This window comes from Methanosarcina acetivorans C2A (assembly GCF_000007345.1).
GTDB classification, from domain to species: Archaea; Halobacteriota; Methanosarcinia; order Methanosarcinales; family Methanosarcinaceae; genus Methanosarcina; species Methanosarcina acetivorans.
In genome coordinates this window covers 2,974,481-2,998,667 of the sequence record NC_003552.1, presented here as the reverse complement: position 1 = coordinate 2,998,667, position 24,187 = coordinate 2,974,481, and the positions used below count along the sequence as shown (strand labels likewise).

Genomic DNA, 24,187 nt, shown 5'->3' with positions numbered 1-24,187 from the left:
TCAGTTCAAAATAGAATCCTCAAGCAGTGATCTGTTGCGAACTCGAGAAAACAAGTGCTGTTGCTGTAATCTGTTCCAGCGCTGCTATCAACTCATCCACCTGGGCAGAGGTGAAAAGCCCATCAGGACCCTGTGGCGTAAGGTCAGTAAATGGAGACTCGTAAAGCAATGCAGCATCCATTGCTCCGTGTTCGGTAAGATGGTCAATTATCCGGTTTATGAACTCTATCTGGTTTGCAACCAGAGTCTTACCTGCCAGGAATCTGGCAAAAGACTGTTTTGCAGCTTCCCTATCAAGTCCTATCAGGGAGCGTACGAAGAGGCCAAGTCCGTTTGATACCTCTTTGGCATGGGCAATTTCTTCCGGTCCTCCCAATCCGCTTTCAGAAAGTATCCGCTCCAGCTCATCGAGATCAGCTGCAGTCAATGGCTTGTTCATCCTGAGCTTATGGATGACGGCCTGGTCCTGATGTTCCAGGAGGAAGGCCCGGGTCTTGGCACGAAACTTTTCGAAATCTCCGGCTGCAGCAAAGCCAGGCAATTCAACATTGTTTTCACTGCCCATTTCGTCTTCGAAATCTGTGTAAATAGGCTTTCTGCGGTGTTTTTCAATCAGTTTCACAATGTCACGGAGACGCCGTCTAAGCGTTTCCAGCATGGGAGTTGTAACATTTTCCCACCATTCGTCGGTCTGCACATCCAGAATCAGAGCCATCTGATCGCGTACCATCGGGATGGCTGATTTTTCTTCAAGGAGACCAGCAATGTCTCTCACCTGGTTACGCAAACGTTCAAAGGCGGGTTCAGCACGCAGTAAAGCCAGCTGTAGGTTCAGGACAAGAAGGTCAAAACGCTTTGCCTCTTCAGCCTCCGGTTCCATCTCCGAGGGCAGGCCGGCAACTTCATGTGAAAGCTCGGAGAGGTCTTCTCCCGACAGCTTTAACCAGGCTTCGGATCTTGAGTATCTCTCGACCAGCCGCCGTTTGGGACGCACGACGAAATTGTCCAGATTCATCGAGGCAATTTCACTGTGCAGCGTTTCGGCAATTGAGTGGCGAACTTCGGCTTCTGTTATCGGTTCGCCATAGATTTCACGGGTTTCTGTACCGACTTCACAATCGCTGTCAGCTTCCAGTTTTTTGTCCAGTTCAGAGAGTAATTCAAGTCGTGATTTGAACAGGCGTGTGCCAAGAGAATCGCCCAGTGCACCTTCAGTGGTTTCCGGGTTCTGGCTGAAGAACTCCAGGTTCTGGCAGTAATCGAAAAGATAAAAGAACCGTTTGTCTTCTCCCGGTTCGAAAAGGTCAGGACAGAGCCTGGTTCCGCGCCCTACCATCTGCCAGAACTTTGTCTTTGAGCGCACCAGTTTGAAGAATACAAGATTCACTACTTCCGGCACATCGATCCCGGTATCAAGCATGTCTACCGAGAGAGCAATGTGGGGGTCTTTTTCCTTGATCGAAAAATTGTCTATCAGGCTCTGGGCATATTCGGTCTTGAAAGTGATAACGCGGGCGAATTCACCTTTGAAATGCGGATAGTTGACATTGAACCTTTCGGCAACATACTCAGCATGAGCCTGATTTTTGGCAAAGAGAATGGTCTTGCCCAGGCGGTCACCGCCAGCGACTTTCAGGCCCCTCTCCATCAGGTGTGCCAGCACTTTGTCCACGGTGTCCTTGTTAAACAGCCATTTGTTGACGGCTTCGGCTTCCACCCTTTCAGGGATTTCGCCGTCCTCGTCCCCCCAGTCCAGAGCTTCCCACTGCTCCTTATCCTCATCGGAGAGCTCATCGTAATTAATCCCCTGGCGCTGGAATTTCAGGGGCACTGAAACCGCTTTTGGAGGGACAAGGAAACCGTCTTTTACGGCTTCTTCGAGCTGGTAGGCGTCGGTAGGAACCCCGGGTTCGAGGTCAAAGAGGCTGTAGGTATTACGTTCGATTTCATTTTTGGGCGTTGCTGTAAGGCCCACAAGGAGGGAATCAAAGTAATCGAAAATCGCTCTGTATTTTTTGAAGACCGAGCGGTGGGCTTCGTCAATAATCACAAGGTCAAAGTGTCCGACTCCAAAACGGCGCTGTCCACCGTTTATTTCTTCTATCTGTTTCATCATTGTAGGATAGGTTGAAACGAACACCCTGCCTTCCGTGTCCTTTTCCGTGACAAGGTTTACAGGTGCGGAATCGGGGAGGTGCCGTTTGAAGGCGTTTACCGCCTGATTGACCAGAGCCACCCTATCGGCAAGGAAGAGCACACGTTTAACCCAGTTGCAGCGCATCAGGAGGTCGCAGAGTGCAATGACCGTGCGGGTTTTGCCGGCGCCTGTTGCCATTACTATCAGAGCTTTTCTGTCGTTGTCCTGCTCGAAGGCTTCCCCGATACGGCGGATGGCACGGGTTTGATAGTAGCGTTCGACAATGGCGGAGTTAATTTCTGCTTCGGAGAGAGGTCTGCGACTGCTGCGCCGCTGGATGAGGAGTTCCAGTTCGGCTTTTTTGTAGAATCCCTGCACCTGCCTCGGCGGATATAGGGAATCGTCCCAGATCCAGGTTTCATACCCGTTTGAGTAAAAGATCACCGGTCTTTGCCCGAACTGATTTTCGAGGCAGTTGGCGTAGAGTTTTGCCTGCTGCTGGCCGACCTGCGGGTCTTTTGTGGTGCGTTTTGCTTCCACGAGGGCAAGGGGCTTTCCGTCGTCGCCCCAGAGCACGTAGTCTACATAGCCGACTCCGTTTTTGTTTGGCATGCCCAATACTTCAAATTCCTTGTCCTGAGTTTTGTCTAGGGGCCAGCCGGCTTCTTTAAGCAGGAGGTCGATCAAGCTTTTGCGGGTCTCAGCTTCGGAATAATCGTGGGTGTCCGGTAGCAAGGTTGAAGCTTCTTTTGCTTTTGCGACCTCGGCCCGCAGGCGTTTGAGTTCTTCGTCCATTGCGGATTTGTCGGCCAAGAGCTCAGAGAGTTTTTCGTCCTTTTCCTGAAGGCTTGCTTCCAGTTTCTGGAGCTGCTCTATCGTCTGCTTCGGGACGGTTGTTTTCGGCAGTTCGTCAGGATTGAAGCTCAGCCCGGGTTCAGGCTTTTCTTTCCGGGCATAGGTGCGGGCAAGCCAGTAGCTGATGTGGAAAAGCTCACTCACGGCTGTTAATGAATCATGCAGCAGAACTGTGCTGTTGCTGTGCACGGCCTGGTTTCCAAGCCGGATTATGATACGCGCTTTGTTGAAGATTGCCTCTCCCGCAGCTTTCTTGAATGTGGGCTCATGGACAAGAGCACTCAAATTATCCTGATACGGCAGGAGCAGTGTATAATCATGTTTATACATCCACTGCACAGCCAGTTCCAGAGCCCTGCGAGCGTAAAAACAGGCAGTGCGAGGGTCAGGATAAACTGCATTTGAGGCTTTTTCGGCTGCCTCATACAGAGAAGGCCATTCGGTTTCGAGAAAGGCAAAGTTGGTCATTAATATCCTCCGTTACCCATCTGGTGTTCGAAAGATTGCCGCACCAGACCTATTACATAGGGCAGTTCGTTCAGTGATCCTAGGCCTACTTTTACGTCGCCATTACCCCAGCAACCAACATCGGAAACATCCTTGCAGAGTCCTCTTGGGTCGTTTATATCAGAAAAAGGCAGATTGAGCGACAGGATCAGCCGTTTAGCTTGTGGTACCACATCCACAAAATTAGTCTCAGCTTTATAGGCGACATAAAGCTTGAGATACTCCTCGGTTACACAGGGATCAAGAGCCAAGACTTCCTTGCGGAAGGCTTCGAAAAGCTCATGCACTGTTCCCGTTAACAGGTATGGATGGTCTTCAATTGTGTAACCAGATGCTGTAGCCTTTGGCCTGTACGCCTCAAGGGTATCGGTAGTCAGTTTTGGCATTGCCCATACATTAAGAGCTATTTCTGCCAGCCTGCTTGCCCTTTCTTTGATAGTCTCTTCATTCCACCGGTCGAGCTGACCAAGTCCTTTATTGAGTTTGAGCGGGCTTTCCTTAAAACCGCCAGGTATGTCACGTTTCTCTGTGAAAGCCCTGTCACTATATTCTGAATTGTAGCCAGTGAGTGTGAGGTTGCCAAGGGTATGCAGCCACGTTTCATGAATTCGTTTCCACTCTATGCCAAGTTCTGTTTCCCAGGCAGTGGGGAGATTCTCATTCTGAGGCATTATATGCTCGATAGTGTACTCATCTACCTGCACACGTTCTTTACGTCCGTAGTTTTCCAAACGTCTGATCCAATAGCTGCGGCTTCGGAAGTTGTAGATGTCCCGGATTTTCAATTCACGCTGGAACTCCTCATCGTTTGGAAAGCGGCGATATGAAGGCAACTGAAAAAAGTGTACTTGGATGCTTTTGAGATAATGATCCTTTTTTAGATATCTGGAAAAGGTTGCAAAGGTCTTGTTCATCGAGTTTGTGGGAATAGAACAGATAGCACGCCGGAACACATAGGATTCGATCAGCCGAACTGCTGCAACAAAATCTTCTCTTGAGAGTATTCCGGTTGCATAGTCATAATAAAGTTCGAGCAAGAATGGATAAGCTACATCTACTCTAAGCTCGCGTAAGTCGTTGAATGCAAGTTTCAAATTCGGATCTTTCTCTTTTCCGAGCGCCATAGCGCAGAAGTAGCGGGAAAAGGTCTGGATGTCGGCTACAAGCGCTTCTACTCCTGCATATGCCGTTTTTGTGGAACTGGCGTGAACTTTAAACGCCTCATACACTTCCCCTATTCTGGGAATCTCTCCGGTTTTAACAGTCAAATAGTGGCGCATGAAACCGTCGAACTGGTCACTGTAGGCTTCCTGTCCAAAATCCACTTCCATTGGCCGCCAGAACTGTTCATAAAGCCTTGTCTGCAACTGCGGTTCCAGCCCCATCAGAATATAGTTGCGGATCAGGTCAGCCTGGCTGAGCTCTTTACCGGTTGAGTTCATGCTTTCAAAAATAAGCTGCGGGTTGTCCTGATCGCGGTTAAGTGCAATATCCACCACTACAAGCTTGGCTAGCCCTTTACACAGGGGCATGAGATCGTCTTTACACCCGGCAATCCATGATTCAAAAAGTTTGAAATTCTCCATCACCCTCAGAGAGTACTCTTTTGGCTGCTCTCTGCTGCCGACAATAGAGGTGAGTGAGTCTTTATCTGTCTGCGACAGGATAAGCTTGTAGTGCCTTTCTCCTTCTTCTTCCGGGTTGAGCAGATAATAATTGCGCAGTTTGCGCGGAGAAAATCCATCCAGAGGCTCACGTTTTTCTTCATCCAATTGGTCAAGCGCTCTGGAAAGAGCAGCTATCAGCAGGGTTACTGTGGTCAAACGCTGCTGGCCGTCGATTACGAGCAGAGGAGACTGACTGGACACCTGATAAATCCCTTTTTCTATGTAGACGATAGAACCTATAAAGTGAGCTGAGATATCATCGTTACTGCCTGTACGAAGAATATCATCCCATAGCTGCTTGCACTCTTTTTCAGTCCATGAGTATGTGCGCTGGTATATGGGAATCACAAACTGAGGGGATTTTCTGAGAAAATCAAGAAGTTTGGCTTCGGTGGCTTTCATTTATCTCCCTCGGTATAGGACTTCAGCGTCGAGTTTATTGGTTAAATAAGGCACAAATCCTATCAACAAAATGGATACTGCGACCATATCTTTCATCTCTATATCACGAGTAGCACTTTCTATAGTACCTGAGTGTCTAATTCCTGGATAATCACAAGTGAATCTGTAAATACTTTTCATGGCTTCTTTGACTGTTTCATGAGGCCACGTTTGAAGCTGGTCGCAAATTTTACCGATTGTTTTTTCTTTGACCCCAGGATATCGACGACCTATTGCTTCTAACAAGTTAACTTGCTTCTGAATACACGTCTTAATTCGTGTGTCCGAACAATCAATTCGCAGGTCTCGAATGGAATTCTCAAAGTCTTTCATATGATTATTGAGGTAGACGTCTTGACTGGTTGCATTCCGTAGATCACATAAGAGACTTGTAAATAGGCCCGGTAATGTTGGACAAAGCATGCAAGGTTTCCTTAGATCGTAACGCAGATTGAACTTCTCGATGAATGCTTCGAGCAGATTAAAGTAATAGTTGGAAAGAGGATCACCGCCAAGATCGTATAAAACCTCATTGGTACTTTCAAGAAATCTAAGTAGTGCCCACTCACTAGAAAAGTCTTCAGATTTAGTATTGACAAATATCTCTTCACTTTTTTCAGGATCATTGGTGATTTCTGCTATCTTTTCAACGGGAGGTTTTTTCTTCAAGGCAAGTACAAGCTCATCATAAAGCTCACAAAATAAGTCACTTGGCGCATCTTTCTGCAATGTTAGTTTACTCCATATCTCCCTCCATGTTTCAGACCAAACCTCAATAAATTCCCCTCGCATGGTTACAGTTCCCCCCTGAAGGCGCGATATTGAAGAGATAAGAAAAGCTCATCAATCTCTGTCAACGAGGATTTGTAAGTTGTTTTTAATTTCTCAATGGATTCAATGTGATGGCTGAATTCTTTTTGCAATTCAATTGGTGGCAGAGAAATAGCCAATTCTCCAACAATTCCTCGATTCAAATTCGGTAGTGTGGCTCCAAGTGAAAACCCTTCCAAATGCTTACGCATACTCTCACTTGAAAGCGTTGCTTGAAGGTACATAGCAATAGCTTTGCTCTCATCAGGACGGATAAAAAGTGATCCTGTGCCACAGAGCGTTCCATTGTGCTCTGACCCCACGATTGCGCACCGACCCATTTCTCCTCGACGACCCATGATCACATCACCTTGTTGAAGTTGGTAAAGTTGAAGTTCAGCAAGTTTTTGCACAGTGATAGACTGGTTTACGTCGGGAACAATTTTCCCATTTTCAATATGCGTAGGATTTATGAGTGGAATACCACCGAAAACGTAGTCCTCTTTATGCAGAAGTGATCCAAAAGGACCGATTTGAATATGATTTACACAGTGTTTTAAAGGATATCTCTTCCATCCCATTGGATTTGATACTGAGTCACCGAACATATCTATGAAAATAGCTTGAGTAAGTTCATCAAGATGTTCAAGAGCTACTCGACGTTTAGCTCGAAGAGCCTCCGCACGGTCCAGAATATCTGCAATTCTTTTTTGCTCTGGTAAGGGAGGAACAGGAATTTCAAGTTGTCCAAACTTTGACTTGTTGACAATGGGTACTGTCGTTGCGGGTGCCAATACTTCAAGTCTGGATTTCAGTAGACGGCAGGCATAAAAACCAAAACGGGGCCAAATGATTTTGGGATCAAAAATTACAGAGTTGATTTGCTGATTACTTGCAACTGTTCTTCCTGCAATTCCTACTTTCCCCAGAGAACCTATACAGCAGACCATAACTGTACCTTCTGGAAGCAAGCGTGATTCTTGAGAACCTGTTTCACTCAAGGTTCTTGCAGCATTCATAATAGGATCAGTTTGATCAAGCTCAGCAGGTGTTACGAAAGGGATGTCCCCACCATAGAAATGCTCCTCAGAGGTTTTTGGAGTCGAGCCTGTGATGATTGTTCCAAGAGAGATAATTGGTTGATGTGGCCAAGGACTCATCCTAGCATCCCTTCCAGTTCTTTCATCCCCTGCTGAATCTCAGCTTCCAGCTTTGCGAGGCTTTCGAGTATCTCTTTCGGGGCTCTGTATTCCACTTCCTCATGCACAACTTCCTTGTAGCGGTTGAGGGAAAGGTCGTAACTCTGGGCTGCGATGTCGGCTTTTGGCACGCAGAAACTCTGCTCGGTTCTCTCACGTTTGAGTTCGCCGGAATTGCGTTCCTGCCAGCGGGCAAGGACATCAGGAAGGTTATTTCTGGCGTGCTCCTCCTCGGAAAGTCCGGTTGAAGGGACAGGACCCAGTTTGTCCTCGCTCAGAAGCGGGCTCCGTTTATCGTCAAGGCTCCAGCCGTCGGCCTGCATATCGTAGAACCAGACATGATCCGTGCCTCCTGAATTTGTTTTCGTGAAAAGGAGGATGGCAGTAGAAACCCCTGCATAGGGCTTGAAAACGCCGCCCGGAAGGGAAACAATGGCATCAAGCTTCTGCTCCTCGACAAGCATCCGGCGAAGCTCCTTATGGGCTTTGCTTGAGCCGAAAAGCACACCGTCAGGAACGATAACAGCAGCCCGACCTCCGGGTTTGAGCAGGCGCATGAAAAGGGCAACGAAAAGCAGTTCGGTCTTTTTGGTCTTTACGACCTTCAGGAGTTCCTTTGATGTGCTCTCATAGTCCAGCGATCCGGCAAAAGGAGGATTTGCAAGGACAAGCGTGTAGGCTTCTTCGTCGCTGGCATAGTCCTGGGCAAGGGAGTCGCGGTAGCGGATATCCGGGTTTTCCACGCCGTGCAGGAGCATATTCATGCTGCCTATGCGGAGCATGGTGTTGTCGAAATCGAAACCGTGGAACATCCCGCGGTGGAAGTGCTGTTTCAGCTTTTCGTCGTGCAGGATATTCGGGTGGTGTTCCCGCAGGTGTTCGCCTGCACATACCAGAAATCCGGCTGTCCCGCATGCGGGGTCACATATGATGTCTGTCGGCTGCGGGGAAGTAAGTTCCACCATCAGGCGGATAACGTGGCGTGGGGTCCGGAACTGGCCGTTCTGCCCGGCGGTTGCTATCTTGCTGAGCGTATTCATAGAGGTCGCCTTTGGTGTCGCGGTCTTCCATGGGTACGTCGTCGAGAAGGTCCACCACTCTTGAGAGCAGGGCGGGCGTGGGTATGGTGAAACGGGCGCCTTCCATGTGTTTGGCATAGGTGGAGTCGTCTCCGCCCAGGGTTCGCAGGAAGGGGAAGACGTGTTCGCTGACAACCGTATACATCTCTGCCGGGGCGAAGTTTTTGAAACGGGACCAGCGCAGGTCCTCGTAGGGGCGGCCTTTGTCGTCCTCGCCTTCGGGGAAAATCCGGCGTTCCATCGGGCGTTTGAGCCGGGCTGATTTGTTTTCTTCCAGGGTGTGGAGGTCGTCCAGCCTCCGTAAAAACAGCAGGTAGGTAATTTGTTCGATAACTTCGAGGGGGTTGGCTATCCCGCCGGACCAGAAAGTGTCCCATATGCGGTCGATTTTGTTTTTCAGTTCACCAGTGATCATTTTTTATTCCTCTGTAAGCCCGACATGCAGCCTTGTATACTGTTTCTTAGTTACGGTTCGATTAACGTTATTTTCACTCATTTTTTAGCCTGACATCTGTTCACAATTAGTATCATAATGAGGGTTTCGATCAGCTTCTAATTTTATTCAGTGAAGATTTTCTATTCAGGTATACCTGCTAATCTTCTTAACTCTTGCTCTTTTTCATCATTTTTTCGAATTTAAGGATAGTCTCTTCCATCTTAACTTATTCCTTTTCTTTCAGTTTCTGTATCTGAAGCAGGTCAGGCACAGGCCAGAAAAATAGGGTTGTCGTTTTTCAGTCTGCATCTTTTTCATTTACATTTTCATCATGAGAAGGCCGGTCGTCTCCGCCGACCGGTGAGAGCCCGGGGTCCTATAAAATGGAAAAAATAAAAACGGGTGTCGTAAAGGATCAGAGAGTAATTTAAAGACTGTAAGGGTAGGAACTTACAAAAAAGTTTAACTCGTTCCGGATGATTTCAGGCGTCGCACTTTTGGATGTTGAAGGCAGGGAGTGATCAGTACAGGATGTCCCTTGTTTTCACAACTCGGCTTTGACTTTACGATTAATGGATTTAGGTTTACGATATCTTAACGAATATGTTATATCTTTTTATATATTTTGCAGATTTATTTCCCTGAAATCGGATGATTTTGACGAAAAATCGGATGATTATCGGATGATTTAAGAATCCGAAATATTTTCTCTCAATACATAGATTACTCCTCTTCCAGAACCCTGACTCACTAAGATATTCCTTTTGACCAGATCGACAAGATTCCGGTGAGCAGTATCCCTTGAGATATTCAAAGTTTCCATACACCAGCCGGTTGTCACAGAGCCGGTTACAGCTACATGCTTCAAAATTTCCTTCTGCCTCTCATTCAATTGAACTTCAATAGCAGGCGTCACCAGTAGTATGGTTTCAGGTACCAGGATGCGGTCGAGATTCTCGCCTGGTCCTGGGAAGGTTACCTGGAAATATCCGGTATCAGTTCCTATGAGGGGCTTATCCAGGCCATGATTTAGCATCTGGTCTCGCATACGCCTGAAACCGCTACCGCGCTCCTCTATCCTGTGGAAATAGGAAAGGCACTGGGCCAGCACAGGGTTTCGCGAGCAGGGCCTGTAATTTCCTTTACGTAAATTGGCAAGTGTGATAGGGGCTGGTGGGAGACCGGGACTGGAGACGATCACCCTGTCAGGGAATACCTCAAGAATGATCTTTCTCCCGGCATCCTCGTACTGCCTGTGGGCGACAGCGTTCACAAGAGCTTCTCGAAGGGCCTCGACAGGGTATTCACCAACACGAACCCTGTTTAGTCCAATAACTTTCATAGGATGTCGGGTGTTACGGTCAATGAAAGCAACTGCCCGGTCAATGACCAGGGGCATCGGTCCCCTGATGTCTTCATGATCACGCGGTTCTCCATCTGGTTCGGATCCCCGATAAGCATCTGCAAGCACCCTGCACTGAGGAAAAACCGCAGATGGGTCTTTTGCCAGCAGTACTATCCCTGCGGCAGTAGCGTAATATTCCTCCGATCCCGGGGAAGCCCAGATAAGGCCGCGCAGCATTGCTCCAGCCAGTAAGTCGGCAGAAGATAACTCATCTTCTTTTCTGTTTTCAGCCGCTGCTACAAGCTGGCGAGCTACTTTATGATCAAGATCCTTCCAGAGAATTCGAGTGAGCGGCTGCGATTCAAAAGTAGAAGTGGCCTCGATAGTTTGCTTTGCAATCAAATTTTCATCGCTGGTCGGAGCAATACCAAATCTGTCTTTAAGAAGCTTTACCAGTGCCTCTCGAACTTCCTTCTGGAGTTCGATTACATTCCCGAAGCGTTTGTACTTAAAACCATCAACTTCAAGTTCTCTCAGGAAAGCATCGGTTCCTTCCTCACGGTCCATTTCCCTGCTGCCCTTAATGAAAGCAAGAATTGGCAGCTTCTCTTCCCTTGCCCTGTGATACTCGGTGTGAGTTATCGAAAGTTCTCCGGTAAAAGTGCCATATTGTACCCCAATTATGAGCAAATATACCTGGCAACTGTCAAGAGTTTTAAGACAGCCCTCAATTGCCTTATCCGGAGATGCAGGCTCATACTCATAAAGCACGGGAGTGCAATGTGCTGACAGGAAAGGGTCAGTGCTCACAAGATTTTGAATGATGAGTCGCTCATCTTCAAGTTCTTTCTGCACTGAACTTACGAATATCCTGAATACTTGAGTCATCGAGGAGCCTCAAAACTTATTTTTGTATCTTATAATTGCCTACAAGATAAGGTAATTTCGGTTGTTTATTTCAGATTAAGCCTTCATACCGCCCAAAACTTCCAAAAGCTCGTTGCTCTAAATTCAGGACGTGAGCAGGCCCCAATAAATAGAGATATTTTAATTACCATCCTTTTTACTTTCCAGTTAGACTTCTCCACAGTCTTGACGCCATCCGGGTCTCCGCCCGGAAGAAACAGGCGTACCGAAAAGGCCTTTGTTCTCTTAACAGCATGCTGTAGCCTTTCAGCCAGCAGTTCACGGGGCAGCAGTTCAGTCAGATATTCAGCCACATGTATTCCGAAACGGTTCAGTTCCAGAAGTTCTATTTGTTCTTCTTTCTTTCCGGCGCAGAGAATGATTCCGAGCGGGGACTCTTCTCCCGGTTGCCTTTCATATTTGTCCAGCCAGCGCAGGTAGAGTTCCATCTGGCCTTTGAATTCGGCTCTGAAATTTCCAAACTTTAGGTCAGTAGCTATAAGCCTGTGCAAGGAACGGTGGTAGAAAAGGGAGTCAATGTAAAAATCTTCGTCGTCAATCTGGGTGCGCCGCTGCCGAGCTACAAAGGCGGATCCGACACCAAGTTCCAGCAGAAAAAACTCAAGTTCACGCAGGATGGCATCTTCCAGGTCCTTTTCCAGATAAAGGTCTTTCAGGCCGAGGAAGTCGAGGACATGGGGGTCCCGGAAAACAAGTTCAGGCGTTAATTGGTCCTGCTCTCTCAGGTTGGCAAGTTCATGACGGATCACTTCTTCAGGCTTGCGTGAAATGGCTGTGCGCTCATACAGCATGGAATCTATTCTTTCTTGCAGTGTTCGAGTGCTCCAGCGTTCGACCCGACACATTTCGGCATAAAAGTCGCGTTTGAGGAGATCTTCGATAGGAATAAGCGTCTTGAAATGAGTCCAGCTTAATTGTCGCCTCAGTGCGGCGACAATTTTCTCCTCAGGGAATACCTCAGCAAATTGGATCATCCGGCGCAGGTTTTTCTCTGAAAATCCATTGCCGTATTCAGTTGCCAATTCTCGACCCAGTGAGGCGACAATTTCCTGCCCGTATTCTGCTCGTTCACCTTTGAGGATCTCCTCATGGATGCGTTTGCCGATATTCCAGTAGAGTGTTGTCAGCCCGGCGTTAACGGTAGTAGCCACTGCAGAGCGAGTCGCTTCGATCATATGACGAATATCTTCCAGCAGCAGAGAGTTATTTGAAGCCGGGCCAAGTTCCTGGCTGTCCTTGCGGCTCATTATACATTTCTCCAGACAATTTTTCCCAGAAATTTACTTTCTTTTTTCCCAGGTTCTTCGATGGTTAACAGATTGTGGTATCTGTGACTTTGTGCAAGAGACTCTTGCACAATTTCCCACTTGGTAAACTGAAATGTATCTGGTTCAATTGTCGTGACAGTGTCACGACAATTCCTTCTTTAAATAACTGTGACAGTAATACATAAATCTCTTTTCCACAACCTGCAAGCTTCATCTTTCGCCTCCTCCGATGATCTCTTCTAGCAGCCCTTCAATTTTTCGCAAGCAATTTTTCGCAAGCAATTTTTCGCAAGCAATTTTTCGCAAGCAATTTTTCGCAAGCAATTTTTCGCAAGCCTCCTTCGAAGTAGCCGACCTGTTTCGTGAGCCGTTCAAGGTCCAGATGTTACGGTATTCATGGCTTTCCACCTTTACGTGATGAGCTCCACGGTTTACCAGCGGGTCTCTCAGACCAAAACGCCCTTCCAGCCACAGGCATCCCAATGAAGCCCCAGCTTCTATAAATTCCGGAATGACACGAATATCTGCCGCTGGGACTGTCCGGGTGTAGCCGTGTTCATCACGGTAGAGTATGCGGACCTCTTCAGGTCTCAGAGCATTGACGAAAACTGGGTCCTATGAAATGAATAATAAGAAAGATGCCGGAAAATTAGAAATGGAATCAAAAAGTGGTCTGACATTTGACTTAATTTGAGACTTAGCCCGGTTTCACGCTCGGTTAAATCAGCAAATCCTCAATCCCCGCTCCCCTCACTATATCAATCGCAGCTGTCTGTTCTTCCAGGGTCAGATGCCTTCCGAGGTCCGGGTATTCCATTGCCCTGTAGCAGGGCCTGTACTGGAACATAAGGTTGAACCTGATATGCGGGGTGTGTTCTGCGACCCATTCGGCAATCGGCCTTGTGCAGCACTCGATATGGCCTGGGAGGGCGAGGTGGCGGAGGAGGATTTCGGCTGTTTCGTAGGCGAACTCGAAGTTGGGCTGGACAACTTCCAGGTAGTTTTTCACCTTTGAAAATTTCAGGGCACAGGCGTTGTTGCCATATTTGAAATCTCCGAGGTAGACATCCACCACACCTTCAAGGATTTCGGCGATTTCTTTTGAGTGATACATGTTCGAGTTCCAGATGACCGGGGTGTTTGACGACATTTCCCGCACGATTTTCAGGACGGTGTGCGGGTGCGGGGATGGGGTTACGAAGTTTACGTTTTTTGCCCCGTGCAGCCTCCGGATGTCAACAAGCTTTGCGAGTTTTCGGGGATCGACTTCGGTCCCGCATTCCGGGCAGGCGGAGATGTCCCAGTTCTGGCAGTAGATGCAGGCAAAGACGCAGCCGGTAAAAAAAATCGTGTGGGAGGGGACAAGTTCGGGTTCTTCCCCCATATGCAGGAATTCCGAGGCGTAGTGGGAAACATCAGTCAGCCGGCAGAAGCCTTTTTCACCCTTTTTCCTGTTTATCTCGCAGCGGCGCTCGCAGCAGGTGCAGTTTTCAAGCATCCTGTCCACAATTGCAACTTTGAGGTCCATGAGAGAGGGGCTGGCTTCAGGGATATCAAGAAAGCTTTCGGTATACAGCTTCAACCTGTCCGAAATATCCGGGTAGGCAAGGGCTTCCACGGCTTCGAAATCAAGATTTTCCCGCAGTTTCCTGTATTCCTGGATGTTTGCTTTATGGATATCTCTGAGTTCTTCAAGCTCCATTTCCGGATCGAACTCGACTGAAATTCTCTCAGTTATCCTTGAGAGGGCAGGCATTTCATTTCCCTGCACCATAAGATAACGTTTCAGGTACTTCGGGGCTGCCATATGGAAATATTTGTCTGCATTGGTTATAGGCTTATGGTAACCAGGCTTATGGTAACCAGGTTTATGGTACTTGGTCCGGATTTATTTCTTATTTTCAACTCTGAAGATAGGCTAATAGTTAGCGAATAGTTAATAGCTGGAAAGACAATGTTAATAAAGGTATTAAGCCCGGGGGTTTGAATCTCATCATCCGGTTATTTTTGGCGCTACCTGCGGGAAATTAACGGGGAAATTTTGAGGGGAATCTAAGGGGGAAGTTTTTCTGGCTACCGTTGACAGCACGACAATCAGTTTCTGGGATTTGGCAACTCTTTTGTTTTTAATCCTGTTTTTCTACGCGGTGATCTATCCGCAGACCCAGCTTAAAAGGATCCAGATGCGGCGTATGGCAAAACTGAAAGCTATGGAGAGCCGGCACGGCTGTAAGGTGCTGACAATGATTCACAGGCGGGAAGCCATCTCTTTTTTCGGGCTGCCTGCTTACCAGTTTATAGACGAGGAGGATGCCGAACAGATCCTGCGCTGGATAAGGAAATATAGGGACTCCCCCCTTGAGCTGATCCTGCACACCTCCGGCGGGCAGCTCCATGCAAGTATCCAGATAGCACGTGCCCTGAAGAATCACTCTAAAAAGACCCGTGTGCTCATCCCCCACTACTCACTCTCAGGGGGCACAATTATCGCCCTTGCAGCAGACGAGATTGTAATGGATAAAGATGCTGTCATAGGACCTATCGACCCGCAGGTAGGGGATCTTATGCGTGGGGTTTTCCCTGCTCCTTCCTGGATCTATGCTGCAGAAACGAAGAAAGAAAAAGCAGAAGACACCACTCTTGTAATGAGCGATATCTCCAGAAAAGCCCTCAAACTTACCCGGAATGTTGCAAAAGAGCTCCTTGAAGGCAAGGTAGAGGCAGGGCCTGAAGGAAAAAGCAGGCTCGATGAGGTGGTTGAAAAGCTGGTCAGTGGAGAAATGATCCATAGTACCCCCCTCTCAGCCGGAGAAGCTAAAGAACTAGGGCTTTCCGTAAGCACGGATTTTCCCGAAGATGTGCACGAGTTCATGAAACTCTTCCGGCCTGTGAAAAGGAACGTGGAATACGTGGAATAAAATCCCCTCCCGTGGAATAAACTTTCATCTAAGGCAGGTCAGGGCAGGAACTGGAAGAAAGACAGAAACTGTAAGAGGGCAGGGACTGTAAAAAGGACAGGACTGGAAGATTCTTGAATGGATGTAAGCAGAGTTACTCGCTCAAAAAAGGCAGCTAAAAGCAGTTATGACCGGTTGAGCAAATGGTATGATTTATTTGCCAGTCCTTTTGAGGGAGAGTTTATAGATACCGGACTGCAGAAGCTGCAAGCTGCCCCCGGAGAAATAATACTTGAAATCGGCTTCGGGACAGGTCAGGGTATCCTCAAACTCGCCCAAGCAGTCGGAAATTCCGGAAAAGTCTATGGAATTGACATCTCTGAAAAAATGTGTGAAATAACCCGCTTAAAAGTAGAAAAAGCAGGGTTTTCAAAATGGGTGCAGCTGGTAAATGGAGACGCTTTTAATCTCCCTTTTCCGGATTCTTCCTTTAATGCGATTTTTATGATCTTCACACTTGAGCTTTTTGACACTCCTGAGATCCCTCTGGTTTTGAAGGAATGCCAGCGAGTGCTCAAAAAAGACGGAAGGCTTTGTGTTGTAGCCATGAAACAAAAACATGATCCCACTCCAATGTTGAAGCTCTATGAATGGGCTCACAGAAAATTTCCGAATTATGTTGACTGCAGGCCCATTTTTGTCAGGGAAATGCTGGAAAAAGCTGGTTTTCGTATCCTGGATGCAACCGAGATTAGCAGCTGGGGATTTCCAGTTGAAGTTGTTGTTTGCGGAAACGTGAAAAACTGACCAGTTTAAGCAGCCGGGCGGGAAGAGTATCCGGAAAGGGAGAGTGTATCTGGAAAGAAAGAGTAGCTGAAAATACTGGTTTAAAAACTCACTGAGCAATATTCTGAAATTCGGATACTTATTTTTGAAATTTACATCTTTAGTCTTCTAATTGTAAATTTTTTTGCCCCGAATATGAAGATTTGTTGAGTTTTCTCACAGCTTTTTTCCACTTTTTATTGACATTTTTTTAAAATAGTAAAGCTGTCTACTAGCTCATATTTTTTATTACATTTTAAATTTAAAGAAAATAATTATATTTAAACATTCTGCTTACTTTCATTTAAATTATGCCTTTTGATCTCTTTTTTATACAGAATAAGTATTTATGCAATTATAACGATTATACTATTGGTAAAATATAATACCATTGAGCAACAAAAGATCGATAGTTGCTGGGGACAACATGTCATTTCAAATATTAAGAAAATTTCTAGTGATATTGCAGCTTTCATAGCAAGCATCGGACAAAATGGGAAGGTAAGAGGATAAAGGTCACATAATTCCTGCCCGTTCGTGGTTGGAAGGAGTACTTGTGTTTCCGAATGAATCCACGAAAAACAGGGTTTGAATTAAGACCTTAGAGCCTATCCGAAAAGTCGATAATGGCATGTTGCAAAGATTACGAGAAGGCTATAATATCCGGGTTCCCTTCCGGTTGCGTATTGCCCAATGTAAAAGTTATAGCAAACTGCAGCACTTTTCGGATAGGTTCTTAGTAACTAAAAAACAGTGTTAAGATTAAAAACAGTTATATGAGAGAAAAAAGTGTTGGGATTATAAAAAAGTGGGATTATAAAAAAGTGGGATTGAGAAAAAGTCGAAATCAATTCAAAAATAAATTTTTGGGAGTGGTGTTTGATGGCTCTTTCGAACCTGACTGAAGCTGAAAAAACGATCTTGATGGATGAAACCGTCAACGATTTAAAACATTCTTTGGAAACTGTCATTAAGAACTTACTTATAGAATACGAAGCGGACCTTGAATCCAACCTCAACGTTTCGAAAGTTGAGGTAAACTTCATCGTAAAAATGGATGGAATCGAGGTCTGAAGTTTATTTAATTACAGCAGACAAATGGGAAGAGTTTTCGTGAGGAGAGTCGGAATACTTTCAAATAATTTTAGTTACCTCGAGGTTCGGGACCAAAACAGCCTTTATCTTGAGGGCGCAGACAGTATAATGGATTAAATGGATTCCAGCCGGCTTTTCTTCCTGTTCCTTTAATCTGCGAAAGAACCACTTTTTTCTAACTGTTCGTCCCTGATACTTCTGGGACTTTCCATAACATTCAGCCAATATTATATATGGATGGAAATTATATACTTGGTGGGGATAAATGTCAGGTACTTGGAGATGGCATTTGGGAGATGGCATCTGGGGCCTGATAGAATTGCAAATCTGACAGGATTGCAGGGTCGAATAACTCAAATCAGTTCAATTAACAGCAGTTTTCCTGATGATTGATTAATTGATTGTGGCTTATGACCATTTTATTGACCATTTTATTGACCATTTTATTGACCATTTTATTGACCATTTGTTAAACATTGAATGGTTGCTGAGTAGCAGGTTGAATGGCTAATAAGAAACAGGAAAGCTGTAGTGTCCTGAATCACCCTTAAAAGATATCCGGATTTGGAAGAGGAATTGCTATGAGTAAAACCGCACCGAAAACCTATATTACATCCGGGCACAGTGCCTGCCCGGGCTGCTGTGATATTTTTGCTGCAAAATTCGCACTAATGGGAGCAGGTCCCAACTGTATTATCGTTAACCCTACAGGCTGTCTTGAAGTCACATCCACACCTTACCCGAAATCCGCCTGGCAGGTTCCCTGGATCCATTCCCTTTTTGAAAACGGAGGTGCAGTGGCTTCAGGGGTTGAGGCCGGCTTAAAAGCCCTTGGCAAAAAGGACGATATCAAGGTCATAGCTATCGCAGGCGATGGTGCTACAATGGATATAGGGATCCGGTCTATCTCGGGCGCTTTTGAGCGGGGTCATGACTTTACTTACATCTGTATGGACAATGAAGCCTACATGAACACCGGAGTCCAGCGCAGCAGCGGAACTCCTTTTGATGCCTCTACCACAACAAGCCCTCCAGGAAAATTCTCCTTCGGGAACCCTCTTCCAAAAAAGAACATGCCTGCCATCATGGCAGCTCACGGTTCCCCTTACGTAGCTACGACCACAATCGGCTTCCCGCGGGACATGATAAGGAAAGTCAAGAAAGCAACCGAAATCATGGGCCCGACTTACATCCATGCCCACGCCCCCTGTACCACGGGCTGGGGTTTTGATACCTCCAAAACCCTGGAAGTTGCCAGGCTTGCCGTCGAGACCTGTCTCTGGCCCTTGTATGAGATGGAAAACGGGCAAATAACGCAGGCCAGGAAGATCAAAAATCCAAGACCTGTTGAAGAGTACCTGAGAGCTCAAAAAAGATTCCAACACCTTTTTACCATGGAGGGCGGCGAAGAAGAAATCAAGAAGATCCAGGCTATGGCGGACTGGAATATTGAGTATTACGGGCTTCAGTGAAAACCTGGATTTTAATTTAGGCTCTTCGCTGTTTTGTATGGGTAATTTAATATAACGCAATTAAAATATAATTTAGTAATCACTTCTTTTATTCATATAATTGCAGGAGTTTGATCGACCATTTACAACGAACTTTTTCAGAAAGCTTTGAATATCGAAGATCCCTGGTACATTAAGGATATCGATTTTAATCCCGAATTAAAGCAACTTGATATTTGGATCGATTTTAAAAAAGGATCTAAATTTCCTTGCCCTAAATGTAGTGGTGCGAACTGTTCCATCCATGATACTATTGATAAAGTATGGCGTCACCTCAATTTCTTTGAATATAAGACCTATTTGCATTGCAGAGTTCCAAGAGTTAAATGTGATGACTGCGGAGTTCATCAAATCGAAGTTCCTTGGGCTCGTAAACAAAGTGGGTTTACTCTTCTTATGGATGCTATTATCATAACACTAGCACAAAGCATGCCAATATTAAAAGTAGCTATAATGCTTGATGAACACGATACAAGAATTTGGCGAGTCATAATCTATTATGTCAAGAAATCACGAGCAAAAGAGAACTTTTCAAAAGTTTCAAAAATTGGTATTGATGAAACTTCGTTTAAAAAAGGACATAAATACGTTACTATAGTAGCTGATATCGAAAAATCAAAGGTTATGTATGTTTGTGAAGGAAAAGACTCTTCGACTCTTACCAGATTTAATAAGGACTTAATAAATCATGGTGGGAAACCCACCATGATTCGATCCATTAGCTGTGATATGTCACCAGCCTTCATTAATGGAATTTCAAGTGAATTTCCAGATGCAAAAATTACGTTTGATAAGTTCCATGTAATGAAAATGATGAATGAAGCAGTTGATGAAGTTAGAAAACAGGAACAATCAACGATAAAAGAATTGAAGAATAGTAAGTACTTATGGCTCAAAAATGAAGGGAATTTGAGTGAAAAGCAAAAAGAAAGGTTTCTAGCTCTTAAGAATCAAAAACTGAAAACGGTAAGAGCATATAATGTAAAGTTAAGTCTTCAAGAGTTTTGGGATTCTAAAAATAGGAAAGAAGCTACACAATATCTCAAAAAATGGTATTTCTGGGCAACTCATAGCAGGATAACTCCAATAACTGAAGCAGCAAATACGGTCAAAAAGCATTGGGATGGGATATTGAATTATTTCGACTCAAAGATAACAAATGGAATCCTCGAAGGAATTAACAGTATTGTACAGTTGCAAAAAAGAAATGCAAGAGGATTTAAAAACATACAATATTTTATTAATATGATCTATCTAAAATTAGGAAAACTTAAATTTGGGTTACCCACATGAAATAGCGAAGAGCCTTAATTTATAATTTTAATTTTTACCTTAAAGTTGATTTTATCTTAAAGTTGATTTTCAGGTGGTCTTTGATTAGCTGTTTGCTCTATTCCGGGATCGAGAGGGAATCTTCGTTTCATCTTTCTCTGAGCCTCAATGAGCTGGGTTAGCCATTAGCCCGATAAAAAGCGACCCAAAAGCCGGATAGCAATTAAAAGAACAACAGATGAGAAAATATTTCCGGGCTGAGAGAATACTTTCATTTACTCTGAAAATATTTTTCAATTCATTGGAAAATATTAGAGCCTCCGCCAGCTTGTCTGGCGGCCCTTCACAAAAGAAAAAACACACATGATGTTCTTCGAATAACAGGCACAAATAATGAAAGTAAATGAAATGACTTTCATGCCAAAGCAGAAGAAATGGAGAAATAAGACCGGAATTTCTACCGCTTTAGTCTCTTTGATTCTCTTTCTTATCCACAAGCATCCTCATCAGCTTTTACTTTTTGGCTTTTACACTATTTCTTTTCTTTTTCTCTTTCTTTTTCTCTCATTTCTCATTCTTTTCCTTTTTTTTGGGAAAAACCGATCTCCTGAGTCGAGCGGGACAAAAATGACTTGATAAAGAGAGTAAGGTTGTACGATACAGAAGTGTCTGTAATTTAGAGTCCAGTCATTGCTTAACTTTTTTGACTTTAGCATCCTCTTCACTCAACCCTGCCCAGATAACCCGATACCCGAGTTCTTCCAGCAAGGGATAATAGAGACTGCTGTCAAGCCTGAAGCCCTTAAAGACTTTTACCGCATCTGCATATGTCTCCACGACCCTGGGTTTTTCAAGTTCCTTATCTATTTTCTCAAGCAATTGTTTGTGGATTACAAAGTTTTCAAGGAGTACATAATCCCTGTATTTTTCCAATTCTTCGGATTCTATGAATCTCCCTGCTTCTTCAGCTTCCCCGGACTTTTTAAGCCTGGCTGCAATCACTTCCTTTAAAGCATCGAGCAGGACTCCTTTTTCAGCTGCGATTTCATCGAGGCTTATCAGTTCTCCGGAAAGAGGAATTTCCATCTCCTGCAGTATTGATTTCTCTTCACGAAGCTTCTTTTCCTCGTATTTCCGAAGCACCTTCATGACTTCGTTTGCCGGGATTTTTTTGTCAAAGAAAATTACTTCCTGGGCAGGGAAGTCTTTTTCAGAACATTTCAATTTTCTGTCAATCAGGAGAATAAGGGGTTCCTTCACTTCTTTGAGTTTCTCAACTTTCTTTTCAAGGTATTCCGGAGTCCAGAAGCCTACAATTTCCAGATATACCTTCAAACTATTCCTCTGCAGAGAAAAGTCCGGGACAAAAGCGTGTTTTCCGGCTTTGAGAATTGTGGGTTCCCTTTTTGCCTTCCAGCTCCCCAAACTGAGGCTACCGAATGCCTGTTCAAGTGTACTGTCATAGCTTGCTTCTTCGGCGGCTATTTCCCGAATCTCGGCTTCCTCTTCCGCAAATCCTATCTCACCTTCTCCTACTATTCCGCTTTTTTTTCCGGTTTTGTATCTTTCCCGTGTTTCCTCAAGTTTAAGCCCGGAATAGAGAGCTTCCGAATATCGGACTGCTTCGGATGAGGGTTTAAAAGCTGCTTTCGAGCTGTCAAGGGTAAACTCGAGGATGCGTTTTCCCTGAAAACCTTTGTGGAGAATGCCTGCTTTCAGGCTCCAGCCTTTTGTTCGCAGGAGAGTCGGGAAGAGTTTTGCAAAGGAATTCCCGTACCTTTCCGACATCCGGAAAAGGGAAGCTGGCCCTTCGAGATGGAGGTGGACAGCCTTTAGCTCCTTAGCTTCTTCTTTTTCACCGGTTTCCTCTTCAGCGTCTTCCAGGGAATACATAAGCCCGGACCTGAGGATCTTCCAGAGGACTTTCTGGAAATCGCCTGTGATCCAGATATCCAGATCAACAGCGCGGAAAAGGAGGGTCTGGGTCAGGGAGATGTTGTACTGCCTGAGGAGTTCCGCAGGGGAAAGGGGATTGAATTCTTTAAGGAACTGGTTTTCTTCAAGGTCAGCCCAGAGGGATTTTTCAAGTTCCGGGACTGAAATCGAAAGCTTTTCCGCGGCTTTTTGAAGCGCCTCTTTTCTTTCGACAGGAGAAAGTGCCATCCCCCCACAGGCTTCAAAAACAGCTTCCCTGGCTCTGGAGGGGTCAACAGCCGAAGAGGTTTCAACCACAGCCCGCCTGCCAAGAAGCTGGGAAAGCCCCCTGATGAAGCGGTAATTCATCTCTTCATATCCTTCAAGTTCAGCCAGGAGGTCTCCGTATGTTTTTCCCACATGCTGTTCGAAAGTCTCTATAAGGAGTTCTGCAAGTTCCAGATTTTCGGAATCAAAGGATGCATATTCCGGTTTTATTTTTCCCTTTGAAATCCGGGTGACAAGCAGATCAGAGGTGAGCAGGCGAATCACCTCCTAGGCTTTTCTTTTTTGGGGTTCCGGTATTGCCTTTAGCTTTTGAAGTTCTTTTCCCGGAGGAGAGAGCTTCTTTTCTCCTCCTTGCAGTCCCGGTTTCGGTAGTTTCCCCAGCTATGATTTCATAGAGCACGGCTTCTTTTCCTTCTTTTTTCCTCAGGATCCTGCCCAGGCGCTGGACATATGCCCTTTTGCTTCCGGTCCCGCTTACGATGATTCCAATATTTGCTTCAGGGACGTCAATTCCCTCGTCAAGCACCTTTGAGGTAACAACTGCCCTGTAGCTCCCAGTCCTGAATTTTTCAAGAATGGAGTTCCTTTCTTTTGCCGGGGTCCTGTAGGTGATTGCAGGGATAAAAAATGTATTGGAAATCCGGTGCACCAGCCGGTTATGTTCCGTGAAGATAAACACCCTATCCTCCCTGTGCTGCTCCAGGATCTCCCGCAGTTTCTCGATTTTTGAATTGCTGTTGAAGGCAAGGTCTCTTGCTGCATTTCTTGCAAGGAGGGCTTTTCTGGCTTCTGGGTCCCTGCCGCTTTTCATGACCAGTTTCTGAAAGTCCCGAGCTCCTCTCATCAGCATTCCGGTTTTTCGGAGGTAATCAAGGAATACAGAATAGTTCCGGTCATATTCTCTCTGCTCCTTCTCAGTGAGTGTCACAGCAAACCTCTTTATTGTGTAAGGGGCAAGATGTCCTCCAGCAAGTTCCGAGACCTTTTTCTCGTAGACCTTTCCCCCTACGAGCCGGTTGAGTTCCGTGTGCAGCCCGTCTTCCCTCTCGTAGGTGGCAGTCAGTCCAAGCCTGCAAGGGGCTGCGGAAAACTCGGCAATACTCCTGTACCCGGCTGCAGGCAGGTGGTGCACTTCGTCAAAAACAAGAAGGCCGAACCTGTTCCCCAGAGTTTCGGCATGGATATAAGCAGAGTCATATGTGGAAACGGTTATGGGAAGGATTTTCTTCTCTCCGCCCCCAAGCTTTCCTATTTCCATGGAAAAGGCTACTTCAAGCTGGGTTTTCCACTGTTCGAGCAGGTCAAGGGTCGGGACAATAACAAGGGCAGGCGTGTTGCACCCGGCAATTGCCCTGATTCCAAGAAGGGTTTTTCCGCTTCCTGTTGGCAGGACCAGCACTCCCCACTTTTCGTTTTCACTCCAGGCAACAAGGGCTTCGGCCTGGTAGTCCCTCAATTTCAGCTTCTTTCCCGAAGCCTCATAAGCTGCTGAAAGGTCCGGACAGGGAAGCAGGTCAAGTACGGCATCTTCAAAATCAATGCCGGATTCTTTCAGATAGTTGACAATATCCCTATAATACAGTGCTGGAGCCCGAAAGCTCCCGCTCCTTTCGTCCCATATGGAATTCGGTACCCTCACATTGCCCTTTATGAGAAGAGTTCCCTGCTTGAAGCTGATTTCAATCATTGTTAACTAAGAGTCGGGACATGATAT

The 24,187-nt window shown here is 45.8% G+C and carries 17 protein-coding genes; 5 read left to right on the top strand and 12 right to left on the bottom strand.

Translation table 11 applies throughout. The features are described 5' to 3' along the window. Positions 1-19: 19 nt before the first annotated feature. The 10 genes from MA_RS12550 to MA_RS12510 all read right to left on the bottom strand — a co-directional run bounded on the left by MA_RS12550 (position 20) and on the right by MA_RS12510 (position 14,478). Entirely contained in the window at positions 20-3,460 is a 3,441-nt protein-coding gene (locus tag MA_RS12550) for a DEAD/DEAH box helicase family protein (protein ID WP_011022389.1), read from the bottom strand. Further along, positions 3,460-5,568 (bottom strand): GmrSD restriction endonuclease domain-containing protein, encoded by a 2,109-nt coding sequence (locus tag MA_RS12545; RefSeq protein WP_011022388.1) that lies wholly within the window; start codon positions 5,566-5,568, stop codon positions 3,460-3,462. The genes MA_RS12550 and MA_RS12545 overlap by 1 nt, the downstream gene beginning before the upstream one ends. Continuing rightward, entirely contained in the window at positions 5,569-6,399 is an 831-nt protein-coding gene (locus MA_RS12540) for a hypothetical protein (RefSeq protein WP_011022387.1), read from the bottom strand. Between the two features lie 2 nt (positions 6,400-6,401). Next, complete coding sequence (locus tag MA_RS12535) at positions 6,402-7,577, bottom strand: restriction endonuclease subunit S (protein ID WP_011022386.1); 1,176 nt, start codon at positions 7,575-7,577, stop codon at positions 6,402-6,404. Next, positions 7,574-8,656, bottom strand: coding sequence for an HsdM family class I SAM-dependent methyltransferase (locus tag MA_RS12530; RefSeq protein WP_226990582.1), 1,083 nt, complete (start codon positions 8,654-8,656; stop codon positions 7,574-7,576). Before MA_RS12530 ends, MA_RS12535 begins: the two co-directional genes overlap by 4 nt. Further along, on the bottom strand, positions 8,538-9,110 hold the full coding sequence (locus tag MA_RS28655) for a type I restriction-modification system subunit M N-terminal domain-containing protein (RefSeq protein WP_226990581.1): 573 nt from the start codon (positions 9,108-9,110) through the stop codon (positions 8,538-8,540). Before MA_RS28655 ends, MA_RS12530 begins: the two co-directional genes overlap by 119 nt. Before the next feature lie 709 nt (positions 9,111-9,819). Further along, positions 9,820-11,364 carry an AlbA family DNA-binding domain-containing protein gene (locus MA_RS12525; RefSeq protein ID WP_011022384.1) on the bottom strand — a complete coding sequence of 515 codons (1,545 nt, stop codon included), beginning with the start codon at positions 11,362-11,364 and terminating at the stop codon, positions 9,820-9,822. 83 nt (positions 11,365-11,447) lie between these two features. Then, a complete protein-coding gene (locus tag MA_RS12520; protein ID WP_011022383.1) occupies positions 11,448-12,650 on the bottom strand; it encodes a PDDEXK nuclease domain-containing protein in 1,203 nt (400 codons plus the stop codon). Between the two features lie 231 nt (positions 12,651-12,881). After that, entirely contained in the window at positions 12,882-13,154 is a 273-nt protein-coding gene (locus MA_RS12515) for a hypothetical protein (RefSeq protein ID WP_011022382.1), read from the bottom strand. A 235-nt stretch (positions 13,155-13,389) separates the two neighbouring features. After that, entirely contained in the window at positions 13,390-14,478 is a 1,089-nt protein-coding gene (locus MA_RS12510; RefSeq protein WP_011022381.1) for a radical SAM protein, read from the bottom strand. A 301-nt stretch (positions 14,479-14,779) separates the two neighbouring features. On the opposite strand from MA_RS12510, the gene MA_RS12505 reads away from it, so the two are divergent. The 5 genes from MA_RS12505 (at position 14,780) to MA_RS12485 (ending at position 20,292) form a co-directional block, all read left to right on the top strand. After that, entirely contained in the window at positions 14,780-15,589 is an 810-nt protein-coding gene (locus tag MA_RS12505) for an SDH family Clp fold serine proteinase (protein WP_011022380.1), read from the top strand. Between the two features lie 117 nt (positions 15,590-15,706). Further along, a complete protein-coding gene (locus MA_RS12500) occupies positions 15,707-16,375 on the top strand; it encodes a class I SAM-dependent methyltransferase (protein WP_011022379.1) in 669 nt (222 codons plus the stop codon). 900 nt (positions 16,376-17,275) lie between these two features. Continuing rightward, complete coding sequence (locus tag MA_RS12495; RefSeq protein ID WP_048065397.1) at positions 17,276-17,467, top strand: hypothetical protein; 192 nt, start codon at positions 17,276-17,278, stop codon at positions 17,465-17,467. A 602-nt stretch (positions 17,468-18,069) separates the two neighbouring features. Beyond that, positions 18,070-18,960, top strand: a complete 891-nt coding sequence (locus MA_RS12490) for a thiamine pyrophosphate-dependent enzyme (RefSeq protein ID WP_011022378.1) — start codon at positions 18,070-18,072, stop codon at positions 18,958-18,960. Between the two features lie 120 nt (positions 18,961-19,080). Beyond that, positions 19,081-20,292 (top strand): ISL3-like element ISMac21 family transposase, encoded by a 1,212-nt coding sequence (locus tag MA_RS12485; protein WP_011022377.1) that lies wholly within the window; start codon positions 19,081-19,083, stop codon positions 20,290-20,292. Between the two features lie 666 nt (positions 20,293-20,958). Here MA_RS12485 and MA_RS12475 read toward each other — a convergent pair. Continuing rightward, positions 20,959-22,737 (bottom strand): DUF790 family protein, encoded by a 1,779-nt coding sequence (locus tag MA_RS12475; protein ID WP_226990580.1) that lies wholly within the window; start codon positions 22,735-22,737, stop codon positions 20,959-20,961. Next, positions 22,715-24,160, bottom strand: coding sequence for a DEAD/DEAH box helicase (locus MA_RS12470; RefSeq protein WP_011022374.1), 1,446 nt, complete (start codon positions 24,158-24,160; stop codon positions 22,715-22,717). The genes MA_RS12475 and MA_RS12470 overlap by 23 nt, the downstream gene beginning before the upstream one ends. Positions 24,161-24,187 lie beyond the last annotated feature (27 nt).